The 16,189-nt window shown below is 69.4% G+C and carries 14 protein-coding genes and 1 pseudogene; 10 read left to right on the forward strand and 5 right to left on the reverse strand.

The window, feature by feature from the left end; genetic code table 11:
- Positions 1–36: 36 nt before the first annotated feature.
- Both AB0D34_RS15335 and AB0D34_RS15340 read right to left on the reverse strand, forming a co-directional pair.
- Entirely contained in the window at positions 37–726 is a 690-nt protein-coding gene (locus AB0D34_RS15335; RefSeq protein ID WP_362661604.1) for a response regulator, read from the reverse strand.
- Entirely contained in the window at positions 723–2,405 is a 1,683-nt protein-coding gene (locus tag AB0D34_RS15340; RefSeq protein WP_362661606.1) for a sensor histidine kinase, read from the reverse strand. Before AB0D34_RS15340 ends, AB0D34_RS15335 begins: the two co-directional genes overlap by 4 nt.
- 232 nt (positions 2,406–2,637) lie before the next feature.
- Here AB0D34_RS15340 and AB0D34_RS15345 point away from each other — a divergent pair, with 232 nt between their 5' ends.
- Genes AB0D34_RS15345 through AB0D34_RS15355 form a run of 3 tightly spaced genes read left to right on the forward strand, consistent with a single transcriptional unit; the run spans position 2,638 to position 5,519 of the window.
- Complete coding sequence (locus AB0D34_RS15345; RefSeq protein ID WP_362661608.1) at positions 2,638–3,498, forward strand: ABC transporter ATP-binding protein; 861 nt, start codon at positions 2,638–2,640, stop codon at positions 3,496–3,498.
- Positions 3,495–4,376, forward strand: a complete 882-nt coding sequence (locus AB0D34_RS15350) for an ABC transporter permease (RefSeq protein ID WP_362661609.1) — start codon at positions 3,495–3,497, stop codon at positions 4,374–4,376. Before AB0D34_RS15345 ends, AB0D34_RS15350 begins: the two co-directional genes overlap by 4 nt.
- Before the next feature lie 48 nt (positions 4,377–4,424).
- Positions 4,425–5,519: an ABC transporter substrate-binding protein gene (locus AB0D34_RS15355; RefSeq protein WP_362661611.1), complete on the forward strand. Its 1,095-nt coding sequence runs from the start codon at positions 4,425–4,427 to the stop codon at positions 5,517–5,519.
- A gap of 190 nt (positions 5,520–5,709) precedes the next feature.
- Here AB0D34_RS15355 and AB0D34_RS15360 read toward each other — a convergent pair.
- Positions 5,710–6,099, reverse strand: a pseudogene (locus tag AB0D34_RS15360) (DUF418 domain-containing protein); the annotation flags it as partial.
- 14 nt (positions 6,100–6,113) lie between these two features.
- Between AB0D34_RS15360 and AB0D34_RS15365 the strand changes: the two are divergent.
- From AB0D34_RS15365 to AB0D34_RS15380, 4 genes are all read left to right on the forward strand, one after another.
- Positions 6,114–6,482, forward strand: coding sequence for a hypothetical protein (locus AB0D34_RS15365; RefSeq protein WP_362661613.1), 369 nt, complete (start codon positions 6,114–6,116; stop codon positions 6,480–6,482).
- Positions 6,483–6,828: 346 nt separating this feature from the next.
- Entirely contained in the window at positions 6,829–7,527 is a 699-nt protein-coding gene (locus AB0D34_RS15370; RefSeq protein ID WP_362661615.1) for an SDR family oxidoreductase, read from the forward strand.
- A gap of 597 nt (positions 7,528–8,124) precedes the next feature.
- Entirely contained in the window at positions 8,125–8,955 is an 831-nt protein-coding gene (locus AB0D34_RS15375; RefSeq protein ID WP_362661617.1) for an enoyl-CoA hydratase/isomerase family protein, read from the forward strand.
- Positions 8,956–9,355: 400 nt separating this feature from the next.
- Complete coding sequence (locus AB0D34_RS15380) at positions 9,356–9,766, forward strand: DUF4345 domain-containing protein (protein WP_362661618.1); 411 nt, start codon at positions 9,356–9,358, stop codon at positions 9,764–9,766.
- A gap of 314 nt (positions 9,767–10,080) precedes the next feature.
- On the opposite strand, the gene AB0D34_RS15385 is transcribed toward AB0D34_RS15380, so the two are convergent.
- The gene (locus tag AB0D34_RS15385; RefSeq protein ID WP_362661660.1) at positions 10,081–10,689 is read right to left on the reverse strand and encodes a TetR family transcriptional regulator; all 609 of its coding nucleotides are present in this window, start codon (positions 10,687–10,689) and stop codon (positions 10,081–10,083) included.
- A 130-nt stretch (positions 10,690–10,819) separates the two neighbouring features.
- Here AB0D34_RS15385 and AB0D34_RS15390 point away from each other — a divergent pair, with 130 nt between their 5' ends.
- The gene (locus tag AB0D34_RS15390; protein WP_362661620.1) at positions 10,820–11,659 is read left to right on the forward strand and encodes an alpha/beta hydrolase; all 840 of its coding nucleotides are present in this window, start codon (positions 10,820–10,822) and stop codon (positions 11,657–11,659) included.
- Between the two features lie 143 nt (positions 11,660–11,802).
- Positions 11,803–12,870, forward strand: coding sequence for an alkene reductase (locus AB0D34_RS15395; RefSeq protein WP_362661622.1), 1,068 nt, complete (start codon positions 11,803–11,805; stop codon positions 12,868–12,870).
- 542 nt (positions 12,871–13,412) lie between these two features.
- Here the strand turns inward: AB0D34_RS15395 and AB0D34_RS15400 are convergent.
- A complete protein-coding gene (locus tag AB0D34_RS15400; protein WP_362661624.1) occupies positions 13,413–14,978 on the reverse strand; it encodes a long-chain fatty acid--CoA ligase in 1,566 nt (521 codons plus the stop codon).
- A gap of 191 nt (positions 14,979–15,169) precedes the next feature.
- Here AB0D34_RS15400 and AB0D34_RS15405 point away from each other — a divergent pair, with 191 nt between their 5' ends.
- Positions 15,170–15,763 (forward strand): TetR/AcrR family transcriptional regulator, encoded by a 594-nt coding sequence (locus AB0D34_RS15405; RefSeq protein WP_362661626.1) that lies wholly within the window; start codon positions 15,170–15,172, stop codon positions 15,761–15,763.
- The last annotated feature ends 426 nt before the right edge of the window (positions 15,764–16,189 follow it).

Consider the following 16,189-nt stretch of genomic DNA (forward strand, 5'->3'; position numbering starts at 1 on the left):
GACAGGTGCCCGGCCTCACCAGCCACCTGCGTCCGCTCAGTGCGCGATGCGGTAGAGGTGCTCGGGGCGGCCGGTGGCCCCGTAGCGAAGTTCGAGCCGGACCATGCCCTCCTTGACCAGGTAGGAGAGATATCGCTGAGCCGTGGCACGAGAAACCCCGGTGCGTTCGGCGGCCTCCGCGGCCGACAGGGCGTCGTGCGCTCCGCGCAGGGTCTGGTGCAGGAGGGCGAGCGTCGGCGCGGAGTGCCCCTTCGCGGGGACGCGGGGCACGGCCGGCGGCCGGGCGGCGCTGAACAGCGCGTCCACGTCAGCCTGTTCGGTCTCGGGGACCGCGCCCAAGGCGTCCATACGGTGCTGGAGCTCCCGGTAGGCGGTGAGCCGCTCGGCGAGGTCGGGTGCGCCGAAGGGCTTGACCAGGTATCCGACGGCGCCGAGCTTCATCGCGATCCGTACCGAGGTGATGTCCCGGTCGGCGGTGATCATGATGGCGTCGGGGCGGTCGCCGCCCTCGTCGCCGCTGAGCCGGCGCAGCACGTCCAGTCCGCTGCCGTCCGGCAGGAAGATGTCGAGCAGCAGCAGGTCGGGATGGAGGTCGCGCACCGCGGCCAGTGCCTCGGCCACGGTCGCCGCCTGGCCGACCACCTCGAAGCCTCGGACGCGGGAGACGTAGTCGCAGTGGATGTGGCTCACCCGGAAGTCGTCGTCCACCACCAGGGTCCGGATCACCAGCGATCACCTCCTGCCACGCCGTCCAGTACCGGCGAAGCCGTCGTGAACAGGGCGCCTCGCGGGCCGGGCGCGTTATCGGGCACCGGCAGCATCACGGTGAAGACGGCGCCGGGGCCTTCGCTGACGGCGATCGTGCCGCCGTGCCGCTGCACCAGCCGGTGGACGAGCGCGAGGCCGAGGCCGCGCCGGGCGGTGCCGCGGTCCGGACGGGTCGACCAGCCGTCCTCGAAGATGGACTCGGCGCTGTCCGGCGGGATGCCGGGACCGGTGTCGGCCACCTCCACCCGCACCGCGCCGACGGCCTCGATCAGCGTGAGACAGACCTCGGCACCGCCCGACGGCGCCGGTCCGGTCGCGGACGCGTCGATCGCGTTGTCCAGCAGGTTGCCGACGATGGTCAGCAGCCGACGCAGATGCGGCGGGTCCTCGCCGAGGGCGGAGTCCTCGCTGAGGACGATCCGCACCCCGCGTTCCGCGGCCACCGTGATCTTGGCGACGATCAGTCCCACGAGCAGCGGGTTGCCGATCCGTTCCCGTACGGATTCGGTCAGCGCCTGCTCGGCACCGGCCGTGTCGACGGCGAACTCGTAGGCGGCGTCGTGGTCGCCGATGTCCAGCAGTCCGGCCACCGTGTGCATACGGTTGGTGAACTCGTGCTGCTGGGCGCGCAGCGCGTCCGTCAGCCCGCGCACCGAGTCCAGTTCGCGCAGCAGACCGATCAGCTCGGTGCGATCGCGAACTGTGACCACGGCGCCCAGTTCCCGGCCGTGCAGGGCGACCGGCATCCGGTTGACGACCAGGCAGTGGTCGTCGGTGAGCACGCTGATGTCGCCGCCCGCGAGGGTGCCGTCCAGGGCGCGGCGAAGCCGCCCGTCGGGCAGGACCTCCGCCAGCGTGCTGCCGAGCGCGGTGCCGAGTCCCAGCAGGTGGCGGGCCTCGTCGTTGACCAGCGTGATCCGGCCGTCCGGGTCGAAGGCGACGACTCCCTCACGGATTCCGTGCAGCATCGCCTCCCGGTCCTGCAGCAGCCCGGCGATCTCCTCCAGCTCCAGCCCGAACGTCGTCCGCTTGAGCTGCCTGGCCAGGAGGAACGCGGCGGTGGAGCCGAGGGCGACGGCGACGGCGCTGTACAGGCCGAAGGTGGGCAGCTCACGCCACAGCTCACCCAGCACATAGTGCTCGGGGATCCCCGCGGACACCTCGCCGACCAGCTTGCCGGTGGGCCCGTACAGCGGGGCCTTGCCGTTGGCGGAGCGCCCGGTCGCGCCCTGGTCGGTGCCGACGTGCGTCCTGCCGTCCAGCACCACGATCCGGTCCCCGGTCGGTTCACCGACCAGCGCCGGGTCGGGGTGCGAGTGGCGGACACCGCGCAGGTCGAGCACGACCACGTACGACGCGCCCGACGCCTTGCGGATCCGCTCGGCCACCGTCTGCACCACGTCGCCGCCGCCCCCGTACTGCATGGCGTGGCGGATCTGCGGTTCCGCCGCCGTGGTCTCGGCGATGGCCAGGGCCCGCTTCTCGTAGGCACGGTCGATCTCGCCTCGCTGTGCGAAGGCGAACAGCACGAAACCGATCAGCCCGGTCAGCGCCAGGATGACCAGTTGGTTGGCCAGGATCCGCGCGGAGAGCCGCCCCTTCCCACCGCGGCCGATCGGGATGCGGATGCGTGTCACGGGTGTCTCTGCCTGTCGTGCGGGGCCGGGGGCGGCCCCTGCGCCGTACCCGTGGTGGCGTGATTGTGCTCCCGGCACCGGCCTTCTGCCCACCCCCGGCCGTTGAGCAGAACGAGCAAAAGCACGGCTAACACGGCTAACGCGGGATACGGAGGAAACAGCGACGTAACACCCGGCGGCCTCTAGCGTCTGCCTTCCTCGACCTCCGAGGTCAGGAAGGAGACGATCTCAGATGGCTTCGCGAAACGACGCGGCGGTGAGCCCGGTCGCCGAGAAAACCGGCCAGGACAGCGCGCGAGTCGAGATTTCCGGACTCACCAAACGGTTTCTGACTCCCGCGGGCGAGGTGTTCACGGCGCTGCAGGACGTTTCGTTCACCGTGGAGCCCGGCCAGTTCTGCGCGGTGGTGGGCCCGACCGGCTGCGGGAAGTCCACGACGCTGGGCATGGTGTCCGGGCTCGACCGGCCCAGCGAGGGCTCGGTCAAGGTCGGCGGCCGTGAGGTGAACGGCGTCACCGACGGCGTGAGCTTCATGTTCCAGGCAGACGCGCTGCTGCCGTGGAAGACCGTCCTGGGCAATGTGCTGATGGGCCCGGTCTTCCGCAGGGTGCCGAAGCAGCAGGCCCAGGCGACGGCGCGCGACTGGCTGCGCCGGGTGGGTCTGTCGGGGTTCGAGGACCGCTACCCGCACCAGCTCTCCGGCGGCATGCGCAAGCGCGTGGCGATGGCCGCGGCGCTGATCAACGAACCCCGGATCCTGATCATGGACGAGCCGTTCGGCGCCCTGGACGTGCAGACCAAGGCGATCATGTCGACCGAGCTGCTCGGTCTGTGGGAGCAGATCCGTCCGTCGGTCATCTTCATCACCCACGACCTCGACGAGGCGGTGGCGCTCGCCGACCGGGTCGTCGTCATGACGTCCAGCCCCGGATCGGTCAAGGCGGTCTTCGACATCGACCTGCCCCGTCCGCGCGGCTCGGTCCAGGAGATCCGTTTCCAGCCGCGGTTCACCGAACTCCAGCACCAGATCTGGGACTCGCTGCGCGAGGAGGTGGAGCGCGCCTACGCACGCACCGCAGGAGGTACGGCATGAGCACGACGTCCGCTGTTTCGCCCGCTCCCGTCGAGGTCGGCGCGCCGGGCTCGGGCGCGGCCGCCGCCAAGCGCGCTCTGCGGCGCCGCGTCGCCCTGGTGTGGGCGGGCCGTATCGGCCTCGCGATCCTCGTCATCGGCGGCTGGCAGGCCTTCACCACCTGGGGGATCGTCGACCCGTTCTTCTTCGGGCAGCCCTCCGGCATCGCCAGACGGCTGGTCGACCTCTTCCAGAACGGCACCGAGTTCGGTTCCTTCTACGCCAACATCTGGACGACGATCCAGGAGGCGCTCGCCGGCTTCGCGCTCGGGGCCCTCACCGGAGTGGTCTTCGGTGTCGCACTCGGTCAGAGCCGCTACCTCTCCGACGTGCTCGGCCCCTACATCAAGATGGTCAACGCGATCCCTCGGATCGTCCTCGGCTCGATCTTCATCGTCGCGTTCGGCATCGGCGTGCTGCCCAAGATCCTGCTCGCCGCGGTACTGGTCTTCTTCATCGTCTTCTTCAACGCCTTCCAGGGCGTGCGTGAGGTCGACCGCAACATTCTGGCCAACGCCAGGGTGCTCGGCGCCTCCCAGATGCAGATCATCCGGCACGTCATCGTGCCGTCCGCACTGACCTGGATCATCGCCAGCCTGCACAGCGCCTTCGGCTTCGCCATCGTGGGCGCGCTGGTCGGCGAGGTGCTCGGCGCGCAGAGCGGCCTGGGCCTGGTCATCAAGACCGCGCAGAACAACTTCGACCCCAACGGCGTGTTCGCCACGATGCTCGTCATCTCGGTCATCGTGCTCGGCGCCGAGTGGCTGATCGGCAAGCTCGAACACCGGCTGCTGTCCTGGCGCCCGCCGGCCCCCTCCGAGGCCTCGAACGCCCTCTGACCCCCTCCCTCCCCTCTGATCCACCTCAGCAAAGGAATGTGGCCCGCCATGTCCAGACGACCCGTCGCCGTCGCCGCGTCTCTCCTCACCGTCCTCGCCCTCGGTGCGGTCAGCGCCTGCTCCGGCAACTCCAGCGCCGGCACTTCGAGCGGCGGTTCCGGCGGCACGCCGACCGTCAAGCTCATGGCCGGCGGCCTCGACAAGCAGATCTACCTGCCGTACCAGCTCGCTCAGCAGCTGGGCTTCTACAAGAAGTACGGCGTCGACGTCCAGCTCAGCACCGAGCAGGACGGCGGCGTCGGCGCCGAGGAGGCCATGGCCTCGGGGCAGGTGGACATGGCCGGGGCCTGGTACAACCACACCATCGAGTTCCAGGCCAAGGGCAAGGCGGTCGAGGACGTCGTCCAGCTCTCCGGCGCGCCGGGCGAGCGCGAGATGTGCGCCAAGAAGTCGGGCGTCACTTCGGGCGCCGACTTCAAGGGCAAGACCGTCGGCGTCACCGACCTGGGTTCCGGCACCGACACGCTCACCCAGTTCCTGGCCGCCAAGAAGGGCGTCAAGACCAGCCAGTTCCACCGGATCGGGGTCGGCGCGGGCTCAACCGCCATCGCCGCGCTGCAGAACGGCAAGGTCGCCTGTGTCATGACGACACAGCCGACGGTCGCCGCGATCGAGAAGAAGGGCCTGGGTACGTCCGCGATCGACCTGGCCACCACGAAGGGCACGACAGCTGCGATGGGCGGCGCCTACCCCGCGGCCGGTGTGCTCGCCCGCACCGACTGGGTGAACTCGCACAAGGACACCGTGCAGAAGGTCGTCGACGCGCTCGTCGCCACCATGCACTGGATCGACACCCACAGCGCGGCCGACATAGCGAACAAGCTGCCGGCATCGTTCGTGTCGAACCAACTGGTCAGCAAGGCCGACTACATCACGGCCCTGACCCAGGACAAGGGCCAGTTCCTCCCGGACGGCATCATGCCGGCAGGCGGCCCGAAGACCTCCCTGGCCACGGAACAGCTGGTCGGCGACGTGACGGGCTCGGTGGATCTCAGCAAGACGTTCACCAACGAGTTCGCCCTCCAGGCCGACAAGACCGAGGGCTTCAAGACCACCACGGCCCCGGCAGGCCCGACCGGCTGAACCCCCACCCGACACGGGGCCGCCCAGGTGACACCCACCTGGGCGGCCCCGTTCAGCCATCGTTGTGCGTCCGACCTGCGCCCAGAACGCGCCCTGGACGGAGGCGCACACCCGGTCCAGGAGCAGATGCTGGGTCCATGAGCGGCCCGGGCCGGGGTGGAGTGCGGAGGTTCACACCTTGGCCCGGGTCTCATCGGATGTGCTTCGCAGGCTTGGTGGCGGCGTTGAGCAGGTACTCCAGGGGGCCGCGGCGGAAGAAGCGGGACCAGATCGCGGCGAACAGGATGGCTGCGAGGACGTACATGATCAGGGGCAGCCAGGACTGCTGGGTGCCGGTTCCGGCGGGCGTGGACAGTGCGGTCTGTGCGAGGAAGTGGCCGACGTGGGCGGTCAGGGACATGGTGCCCACGGCGACGACCGGCCTGGCCAGGCGGCGCAGTCTCGGGAGGCGGTCCATCGCCACCGTCGCGCCCACGATCACGAGGATCGCGATTCCGACGCTGCCGATGATGTCGAACGTGGTGCCGCTGTGCGGGCCGGCCGTCAGGGGCGTCGACGACGGCATGTCGGGGGCGGATCCCGCCGGGCGATCTGATGTCGAGGGTCGCCTCGGACACCACGCTGCCGCGGGCGGTCAGCACCCAGGCGGTCGTCTCCGCGGCCACCGGCGCGATGGCCTTCGTCGCGGCGGTCGTGGTGATGGCGTTCCTGGACGTCGTGCTGCTGGGGGTGACGCTCGGTGTGATCGTGTTGGCCGGTGCGACCGGCCCGCCCGGCGTGGGCCGGCTGATGGGGGTGGACCTGGCCCGCGGCCTGGCGTCTTCGGCATGTACGCGGTTCAGGCGGAGCGGCGTACAGGCGGAGAAGTCGCCAGCTGCCGGCGGTCGACGTGGCGCATGTCGTGACGTCGCGTTCGTCGGCGGGTTTGGCGGTGCCGGTGACGAAGCCGCGGCTGAGAGGTGAGTGGACGACGGAGCCGAGGCCCAGTTCATCCACGACCGTGAAGAGCTGCTCGACGTCCCGCTCGAAGAGGAGTGCTCGGCCTGCAGACGAAAGCCGGGTGCACGGCATGCGCCTTGCGGATGGTCTGCGGGCCAGCCTCGCTCAGGCCGAAGCGCTTGGCCCTGCCCGCGTCGATCAGCTCCTTGACGGCGCTCTGGCAAGGTGCCCGGCGCAGTGTTTCGCCAGGCGCATCGGTTGCGATCACCGACTCGGCCTGCTTACTATTACGACCGTAATTCAATTGACCTGGGTCACACCACACCATCAGCGCTCTGGTCGCCTCCTCTCCACTTCACCGGGAACCCTCATGGACCTCTCCGCCAGCACCGCCCTTGTCACCGGAGCGAACCGGGGCTTCGGCCGGGCCCTCGCCGCCGAACTGCTCAGCCGCGGCGCCACCGTCTACGCCGGCGCCCGCAATCCCGACCAGGTCGACCTGCCCGGCGCCAAGCCGATCGCACTCGACATCACCGACCCCGCCTCCGTCGCGGCAGCCGCCGCGGCCACCGGCGACGTGACCGTCCTGGTCAACAACGCCGGCTCCTCCACGGGAGCCGACCTGCTCACCGCCGACCTGGACGACATCCGCCTGGAGATGAACACCCACTACCTCGGCACCCTCACGGTGGCCCGCGCCTTCGCACCCCAGATCGCGGCCAACGGCGGCGGGGCCATGCTGAACGTCCTGTCCGGCCTGTCCTGGGTCAGCTTCCCGGAGATAGGCGCCTACTGCGCCGCCAAGTCCGCGGAGTGGTCGCTCACCAACGCCCTGCGCGTGCAACTCGCCGACCAGAACATACGGGTGGCCGGACTGCACGTCGGCTACATGGACACCGAGATGGTCCGAGCCGTCGACGCGCCCAAGTCCGACCCGGCCGACATCGCGCGCATCGCCGTGGACGGCATCGCCGCCGGCGCCTACGAGATCCTCGCCGACAACGCGGCCCGCCAGGCACAGGCAGCACTGTCCGGGGGCGTTTCGGCGCTCTACCCGCAGCTCCCCTGAGGAGCCGCGCCTCCACCGGCCAACCGCCAGGTGCGTCCACCAAGGGACCGTCACGACGCAGCAGCACAAGCAACCGGTTCGAGGCGGCAGCTCCATCCGGGCGTGGTCATCACCAGCGTGGCCGGATTCATCACCGCACTGGACAGTCTGATCGTCACTACCGCCCTCCTCTCCATCCGTGAGGATCCCGGCGGCGGCGTCGCTCGACAGTGAGGATCTCTTTCGCCCGCCCGACCGTTCCCGCTCCCATGCGTTTCCGGACGGTCTCGACGGCTGCGGTTCGCCGGTCGGCCATACGTGCGAAACGGCCGGCGATGATTCCCCCGCATGTCGGGTCTTGCCTGGCGAGTCACTTCCCGGCATATTGCATTACGATCGTAAGATAAATGGTGGGAACGAGCGCCGGCTCGCCATCAGCTCGAACGAACAGAGGCCACACCCTGCCGCACGGGTGCAGGCGGGGCCGGCACAGCCGATGCAGCTCCGACTGACAAGTCGGCGACACCCGCACCCCACCAGACCCCACAGCCCCGTGGTCACCGGACGCGATCACGGCCACGCAAGCCCAAGCCCCCTCCATGAAACGGAAACCACGCCATGAGCCAGCCCAGCACGATCCGCCTTGAGCGGACGACTCCGCGGACCGCGAGGATCACGTTCTCGAATCCTCCCGTGAACCTGGTGGTTCCCGAGTCGATCGTGACGCTGCACAAGATCGTCTCGGAGCTGGAGAACGACCCGGACATCCAGGTCGTCGTCTTCGCCAGCGAACTCCCCGACTTCTTCATCAACCACTTCGACGCCGCCGCGGCCGCCGACCTTCCCTTGCCCGAGCACGAGGACGACAACCCGCTCTGGACCGACATGGTCCTGCGGCTGAGCAAGGCTCCGTTCGTCAGTATCGCGGCCATCCGGGGCCGTACCCGGGGCGCCGGCAACGAGCTGGCCCTCGCCTGCGACCTGCGCTACGCCAGCCGCGAGAAGGCGTTCTTCAGCCAGCCCGAGGTCGGCCTCGGCCTTGTCCCCGGCGGAGGCGGCGCCGAGCGGCTCCCGCGCTCCATCGGCCGCGACCGGGCGCTCGAGGCCATCCTCGGCAGTGCCGACTACGACGCCGACCTGGCCGAACGCTGGGGATGGGTCACCCGGACCCTGCCCGACGCGGAACTCGACGCCTTCGTCGACGCGACCGTCGCCCGCCTCGCCTCCTTCGACCGGCAGGCAATTGCCACCGCGAAGTCCCAGGTCAACCGGGCGACACTGCCGCCGGACGCCCACCTGGTCGCCGCCTTCGGCGAGTTCGCGGGCACCCTGACGCAGCCGGGGTTCGCCGCGCGTGCGGTCGGGCTCGGCGCACTGGTCGCCGAAAAGGGCCTCGACGTCGAGTACCAGCTGGGCGAGTACATCGGCCGGGTCAGCGAAGCCCTCTGATCGCCCCGGCGGCGCCCACGACCGACCGCAGCGCCCCACTGGGCGCCCGTGGGCGCCGCGACACCCCGGGCGGGTTCCCTCCCCGGCCCACCAGGGCCCCATGGCGGCCGGGCACGCTTCCACGGCGGCCCGGCCGCCAGCTCCCGGCCGGAGGGCACCGCCCCGCCCGCCGGGGCCCGAACACGGAGGCTGTGTCCGGCACCTCACCGAGAGGGTTGGACTTCCTTGATCCGGCGTCCCGTGCTGGTCGCGTACGGCGAGGACGACCGCAGGCTTCCCACACGAGCTACCCCGATGCCGGCCATGGCGGCGTCTTCCAGCACCACAAGCACCACGAGCAGTTCGTGCCGCATGTTCCGGAGCTTCTTCGATGAGCTCCCACGCCGGAGGTATCAGAAAGATGCGTCTGAAAGAGCTGGTTCTTGGTTCCGCGGGCCTCGGGCTCGCCGTGATCGGGTTGATCTATCTCCTGGCTCCCCACCTCTTGCTCGACGTCTACGGGGTCGACATCCAGTCACCATCGGAGGCGAACATTTTCAGGAGCGGTTCCGGGTCACTGTTCGTAGCCATGGCGATCTTGTTCTGCCTGGGAGCCTTTAACGCGCGTTACACCAGGACTTCGCTCATCACGCTGTTCACCTTCATGAGCGGCCTGGCTGTGGGGCGCCTGGTCAGCATCGCGGTGGATGGGTGGCCCCATGCGCTGCTCATCGCCGTTCTTGTCGTCGAGGCTTCCTACGCCGGCGCTGCGGCCTTTGCGTTGCGGGTGGAGGACTCCTCCCCGCAGCTGAAAGAAACCGCCTGCCAGTAGTGTCACGCGATACCGACCGCACTGCCTGATCGCTCGTTCTCGCAGTACAGAGGCGTGACCTGCGAGAACGGGGACCTGCGGCTCGATCGCACACTGGACCGGCTCGGGAGGCCGACCGGCGTGCCCCTGGCGTGGGGCGTTGCACGCCCCACACTGTTCGGACCCCGACGGCTCTCGAACAGCCCAGGCCATCAAGCCCATCATGGAACGTCTGCCCATGGCGCTGTTCAAAGAGTGCATCGTCCGGATCGACGGTGACACCGCCCGCCTGCGCTGCCGGCCTCAAACGAAACCGCCGACCACGAAGGACAAGCTCAGGCTTTCGGGCCCAGTGCCGCCGACTGGTCACCGCTGCCGTCTGCCAGCGAGGCGAGAATCTCCTTGCGGCAGACATCGAGGATTTCGTCCGCCAGCGGAGAATCGTCGGGACATGCCCGCGACAGCATGATCGCTCCGACCGAATGGGCGAGCATGTCGATCACCATGGTGCGGGCCGCAAGCTGGTCTGCATCCCCCGATGTGCCGCTCGCGGGCTGAAGGGCCGTCAGCAGGTTCTCGATCCCGGCTGCGAACTCTGTTTTGATGTCCGCCGGCTGACGTGCGGCATCGCCGCTGAGAGCCCCGATGGTGCAGCCGTCGCCGCGCCCGTCGCGATGCTCCCGGGAGACGTAGCTCTCGACGAACTCGGCGGGGCCCAGGCCTTCTGCCCGCGCCGCGATCTGCGAGAGCCCGCTCGCGGACGCTTCGGCCATCAAGTCGGCCTTGGAGCGGAAGTGCTTGTAGAACCCGCCATGGGTGAACCCGGCGGCCGCCATCAGTTCCGCCACGCCGACACCGTCATAGCCGCGCTCGCGGAACAGCTGGGCGGCCGTCGCGACGATGTGCGCACGGTTCTGCTCCGCCTGTGCCTTGGTCACTCGCATGTCCAGCCGCCCTTCCACGGTCGACGCTCGACAGCCAAGCATACATAGATGTCGTTCGACATCTAAGAGCTTGACTTTTTGAATTACGACCGTCATCGTATTGCTCATCCCCTCCAGAAAGGCCCAGGCCATGAGCGATACGCACGCGACCGCACCGACCCAGTACGTCGAGGTCGACGGCGACCGGTTCGCCTACCGACGCTGGGGCAAGCCCTCCGGCGTCCCGATCTTCCTCGTCCAGCACCTCCGCGGGGGAATGGACCACTGGGACCCGCTGCTCACCGACGGCCTGGCCGAAGGCCGTGAGGTCATCCTGTTCAACGGGCGCGGCATCGCCTCGTCATCCGGCACCCCGCGCAACCGGATGGAGGACATGGCCGACGACATCGCCGCGGTCATCCGGGCGCTGGGGCTGGAGCAGGTCGATCTGCTCGGCTTCTCGATCGGCGGCTGGCAGGCAGAGGAAGTCGCGCTGCGCCACCCCCAGCTGGTGCGCAAGCTCCTCCTGCTCGGCACCGGCCTCCGCGGCGGGGACCCGACGATGGACCCCAAGGTGCCCGAGGTGGCGACGAATCCGGTCCCCACCGTGGAGGACTTCCTCTTCCTGTTCTTCGGCCGCTCTGAGGCCGCGGTCGACGCGGGCCGGGCCTTCTGGGAGCGCCGCCACCAGCGGGCCGACCAGGACCCGCCGAGCTCGCTCGCAGTCGCACAGGCGCAGCTCGAGGCAGTTGCCGCCTACGCCGAACCCCTGCCCGGCGAGAATCCCTACGCCTACCTGAACGCGATCACCCAGCCGACGCTGGTCCTCAACGGCGAGAACGACGTGATGATCGCCTCGATCAACTCCTGGCACCTCGCCCAGAACATCCCCAACGCCCAGCTGCTGATCTACCCCGACGCCGGGCACGGAGCGCACTTCCAGTACCCCGAGCGGTTCCTGAAGCACGCCCTTCAGTTCCTCGACGAGTAAGCAGCCGCGCAAAGGATTATGTTCGTAATGTAAATATTCATCCTCATGGCGGATGCCTCATCGGATTCACATGCCTCATCGGATTGACAGCCCGGAACGCGGGTCTGCCGGATGTCCGCCACCAACAACCTGAGGAATCACGCATGCTCGACAGCCTGTGGACCCCGACCGTCGCCGGAAAGATCTCCCTGCCGCACCGTCTCGCGATGTCCCCCCTGACCCGCAGCAGGGCCACCCCGGACGGCGTGCCGACCGATCTCAACGCCGAGTACTACGCCCAGCGCGCCTCGCACGCCCTCATCATCACCGAGGGCACCCAGCCCTCCGCCGACGGCCAGGGCTACCCGGTGACCCCGGGCATCTACACCGACGAGCACATCGCCGGCTGGCGCAAGGTCACCGACGCCGTACACAAGGCCGACGGACGCATCGTCATCCAGCTCATGCACGCCGGGCGGATCTCCCACCCCGACAACACCCCCCACCACCGGCAGCCGGTGGCTCCCTCCGCGATCAAGCCGGCAGGCCAGACGTTCACCGGCTCCGGGATGCAGGAGATGCCGGAGCCGCGCGCACTGTCCACCGAGGAGGTCACCGCGACGGTGGACGACTTCCGGCGGGCCGCCGCGGCCGCCATCGCGGCCGGCGCCGACGGCGTCGAGATCCACGGCGGCAACGGCTACCTGGTCCACCAGTTCCTCTTCCCCAGCACCAACCAGCGCACCGACCAGTACGGCGGCTCCCTCGACAACCGCATCCGCTTCGCGGTGGAGGTCGCCACCGCCATAGCCGACGAGATCGGCGCCGACCGCACCGGCATCCGACTCTCCCCCGGCAACCCCTTCCAGCTCGGCGACCTCGCGGAGCACGACACGCACGAGCTCTACCCGCACCTCGTGCGCGCCCTCGCCCCCCTCCACCTCGCCTACCTGCACCTCGCCCACGGCGGCGACGAAGAACTCCTGGGCACGCTGCGTGAGCTGTGGCCCCACACGCTGATCCTCAACCGTGCCGGCACCGACATCGCCACCCGCGCCAAGGACATCTCCAACGGCATCGCCGACGTCATCACCGTGGGCTCGATGGCCCTCGCCAACCCCGACCTGGTCGAGCGCCTACGCGCCGGCGCGCCCCTGAACACCCCCGACCCCGCCACCTTCTACGTCGGCGGCGCGGCCGGCTACACCGACTACCCCGCCTACGCCGCCTGACCCAGCCCCCTGCGCCCGGCGCCCGAGGCCATCGCCTCCTCGGGCGCTTCGGCGTACGCACGGCACAGCCAGGCAGCGGTGAACCTGCGCTCGCGACGCGAGCGGTATGCCGGCGATGACCACGAGGTCCCGCCCCGCGGCAACGAATCCGCACTCGCCGCACGGGACGTGGACTCAGCCCCATCCCATGCCCGTCGAGCTTGCCGAGGATCGCGTGCACCACGCGATCACGTGCCAGACGCCCCGGCGGCACCGGCGGACCCGGCAGCGCCACGGCCCGAAGGGCGACCTCGGCGCCGTCCACGGCCACTGCACCGCGGCGCCGGGCTCAGGCGGGCGGGCGGTCGTCGGCATCTTCCGGGTGCGGGACCGGAAGATCGTCGAGCACTGGCTCTCCGGACAGAAAGGTGCCGGAGGCCTCCGTCAACGACCACATGATGTTCTGGGACAACGCGGTTCTCTGCCGTCGCGGACCCACCTCAGATTCGGCCGCCTGGCTCGGCCGGCCGGCCCTGCCGCCTGAGCAGAGCCAGCCGGCCTGCTCAGGTGAGTTGGCGCTTGAGGATCTTGCCGGTGGAGGTCAGGGGCAGCTCGTCGACGAACTGGAGGATGCGCGGGTACTTGTACCCGGCGAGCCGTTCCTTCGCCCAGGCCATGAGTTCGGCCTCGGTCGTGCCGCTGCCTGCCTCCTTCACCACGACGGCCTTGATCTCCTCGCCGTGGGACTCGTGCGGCACGCCGATCACGGCGACCAGCGACACCGCGGGGTGCTCCACGAGCACTTCCTCGATCTCGCGCGGGTAGACGTTGAAGCCACCCCGGATGATCATGTCCTTGGACCGGTCGACGATGTAGTAGAAGCCGTCCTCGTCCCTGCGGGCGAGGTCGCCGGTGCGGAACCAGCCCTCCTGGATCGCCTCGGCCGTCGCGCCGGGCCGCTTGTAGTAGCCCTTCATGACGTTGTGTCCCCTGATCGCGATCTCCCCGATCTCCTCGGGGCCGCCCTCGGCATCCGACCAGTCGTCGCGGACGAGCTTCATCTCCACGCCCGGGATGGGCACTCCGATCGAGCCGACGCGGGGTTCCTCGCCGAAACGGGAGAAGGACGCGATCGGCGAGGTCTCGGACAGCCCGTAGCCCTCGAGGATCGTCACGCCGAAACGGTCCTTGAACTGCTTGTGGATCTCGGCGGGCAGCGCCGCGCCGCCGGCCGCGGCCACGCGAAGGTTCGCCGCCAGGCGGGCGACGTCGACCGTCTCGTCGAGCGCCGCGAGCAGACCCCAGTACATCGTCGGGACCCCGGCGAAGAACGTCACGTCGTGGTCGAGCATGAGACGCAGGGCCGCCTGCGCCTCGAACCTGGGCTGCAGCACGATCGTGCCGCCGAACGCGAAGGCCCCGTTCTGGACGACGGTCTGGCCGAACGCGTGGAACAGCGGCAGCACACACAAGTAGGTGTCGGGGCGCCCGGAATCGGCGGCGAACAGGTCGCGGCCGATGAGCGCGTTGTCGTACACATTGCGGTGCCGCAGCTCCGCGCCCTTGGGACGGCCGGTCGTACCGGAGGTGTAGAGGACCACCGCGGTGTCGTCCTCGTCGCGTTCGACCGTACGGAACGTCACGGGCTGCTCGGCGACGACCGCCTGATACGACTCCGGCGTCCCTCCCCCGGCCGGCGCGGCGGCACCGCTCTCGATCAGGAAGAACTCGGTGCAGCCCTCGGTCGCCCCGAACCCCTCCCACGCGGCCTGCCCGATCGGCAGCTCCGGCGTGCCCTCGAACGCGAAGTACGCCTTCGCGTCGGAGTCGGCGAGGTGATAGGCGATCTCGCCGGACCGCAGCAGCACGTTCAGCGGCACGACCGCGGCACCGGCCTTGAGGATGCCGAAGTAGACGCTGGAGAAGTGGGGCAGGTTGGGGCAGGACAGCGCGACCTTGTCGCCCGGCCGGATCCCGCGCGAGACGAGCAGGTTCGCGACCTGGTTGGCGGCGGCGTCGAGGGCGGCGTACGTGATGCGGTCGTCACCGAAGACGATCGCGGTGCGCTCGGGATATCGGGACGCGGTGTCCGTCAGCAGTCGCGACACGTTGCGGCTCGGGCTGAGCATCATCGCTCTCCTGGTTCTGCGGGTGGGGGCGGTCGCGCCGGGTAACGGTCACCACGCGGGCCCATGGTCTGCCGTCCGCTGGGCGGCAGACCGGTCCCACCATCACCTGTCGACCGTAATATTACATACGTCAGACCATAGATTAGGATGGGATACGAGGCAATGGCCCGGCAAAGTTGGGGAGGAACCCTGTGGCGCGCTACACCAAGGAGCACAAGCAGGTGACGCGGCAGCGGATCATCGAGCGGGCCGGCCACCGTTTCAAGCAGGACGGCATCGACGGCTCCGGCATCTCCACGCTGATGTCGGACGCCGGACTCACCAACGGGGCCTTCTACGCCCACTTCGAGTCCAAGGACGACCTCGTCGCGCACGTCGTCGCCGAGCAGCTGCGCGCGCAGGTGGAGCAGTTCGGCACGCTGCGGCCCGGCCGCGAGGGCCTCGAGGATCTCATCCGCTCGTATCTGTCGCCCGAGCACCGGGACAACCCCGGCAACGGTTGTCCGAACGCCGCCCTGCTGGACGAGATCGGCCGCTGCGGTGACGGAACCAAGGACGCCTACACCCACGGTGCCAAAGCCATCGTGGACGAGTTCGCCGCCCGCCTGGCACCCGAGGATCCGCAGTCCGCCCGCGGTCAGGCCGTCGGGCTCTTCACCCTGGCGGTGGGAACGCTGCAGCTGTCCCGCGCGCTCTCCGACCAAAAGCTCTCCGACGACGTCCTCGAGCAGGGAATCGAGAACGCCCTCGCCTTCGCGCGATGCACGTCAGCACAGGCTGGATGACCTGGCACGGGCCCGGACGCCGGTGCCGCGTTAGCGGGTGGTCCCCGGGGCAACTGCGATCCCGGGAGCGGCCGGCGCGGGGGTCCTCCGCTCGTACGGCGGCTGACTCTGCGCCTGTTCGAAATACGCCGTAGCGGCAGTGCGGGTCCTGGGCCTGGGTCCTGGTGGCCGTACGGGACGTCGACCGGTCTCCGCATCGCCATCCTGCACGACGACCGCCTCGGCGCCACAGAGCCGAGAGGTGAGCAGGTCGGTTACGTCGAACAGGTGACGAGAGCCGTGACGCCCACCGGGTGTCACGGCTCTGAGTCAAACGTCCTCGGCCCGTTCACTGACCGCATCGCGGCCCTACGGCCGGCCGAAGAACTCGAGGGCTGTCGGCACGAACTGCTCGTGGTACTGGAAGATGCCGCCGTGGCCGCCGTC

The organism is Streptomyces sp. NPDC048420 (assembly GCF_040651535.1).
Classification (GTDB): Bacteria; Actinomycetota; Actinomycetes; order Streptomycetales; family Streptomycetaceae; genus Streptomyces.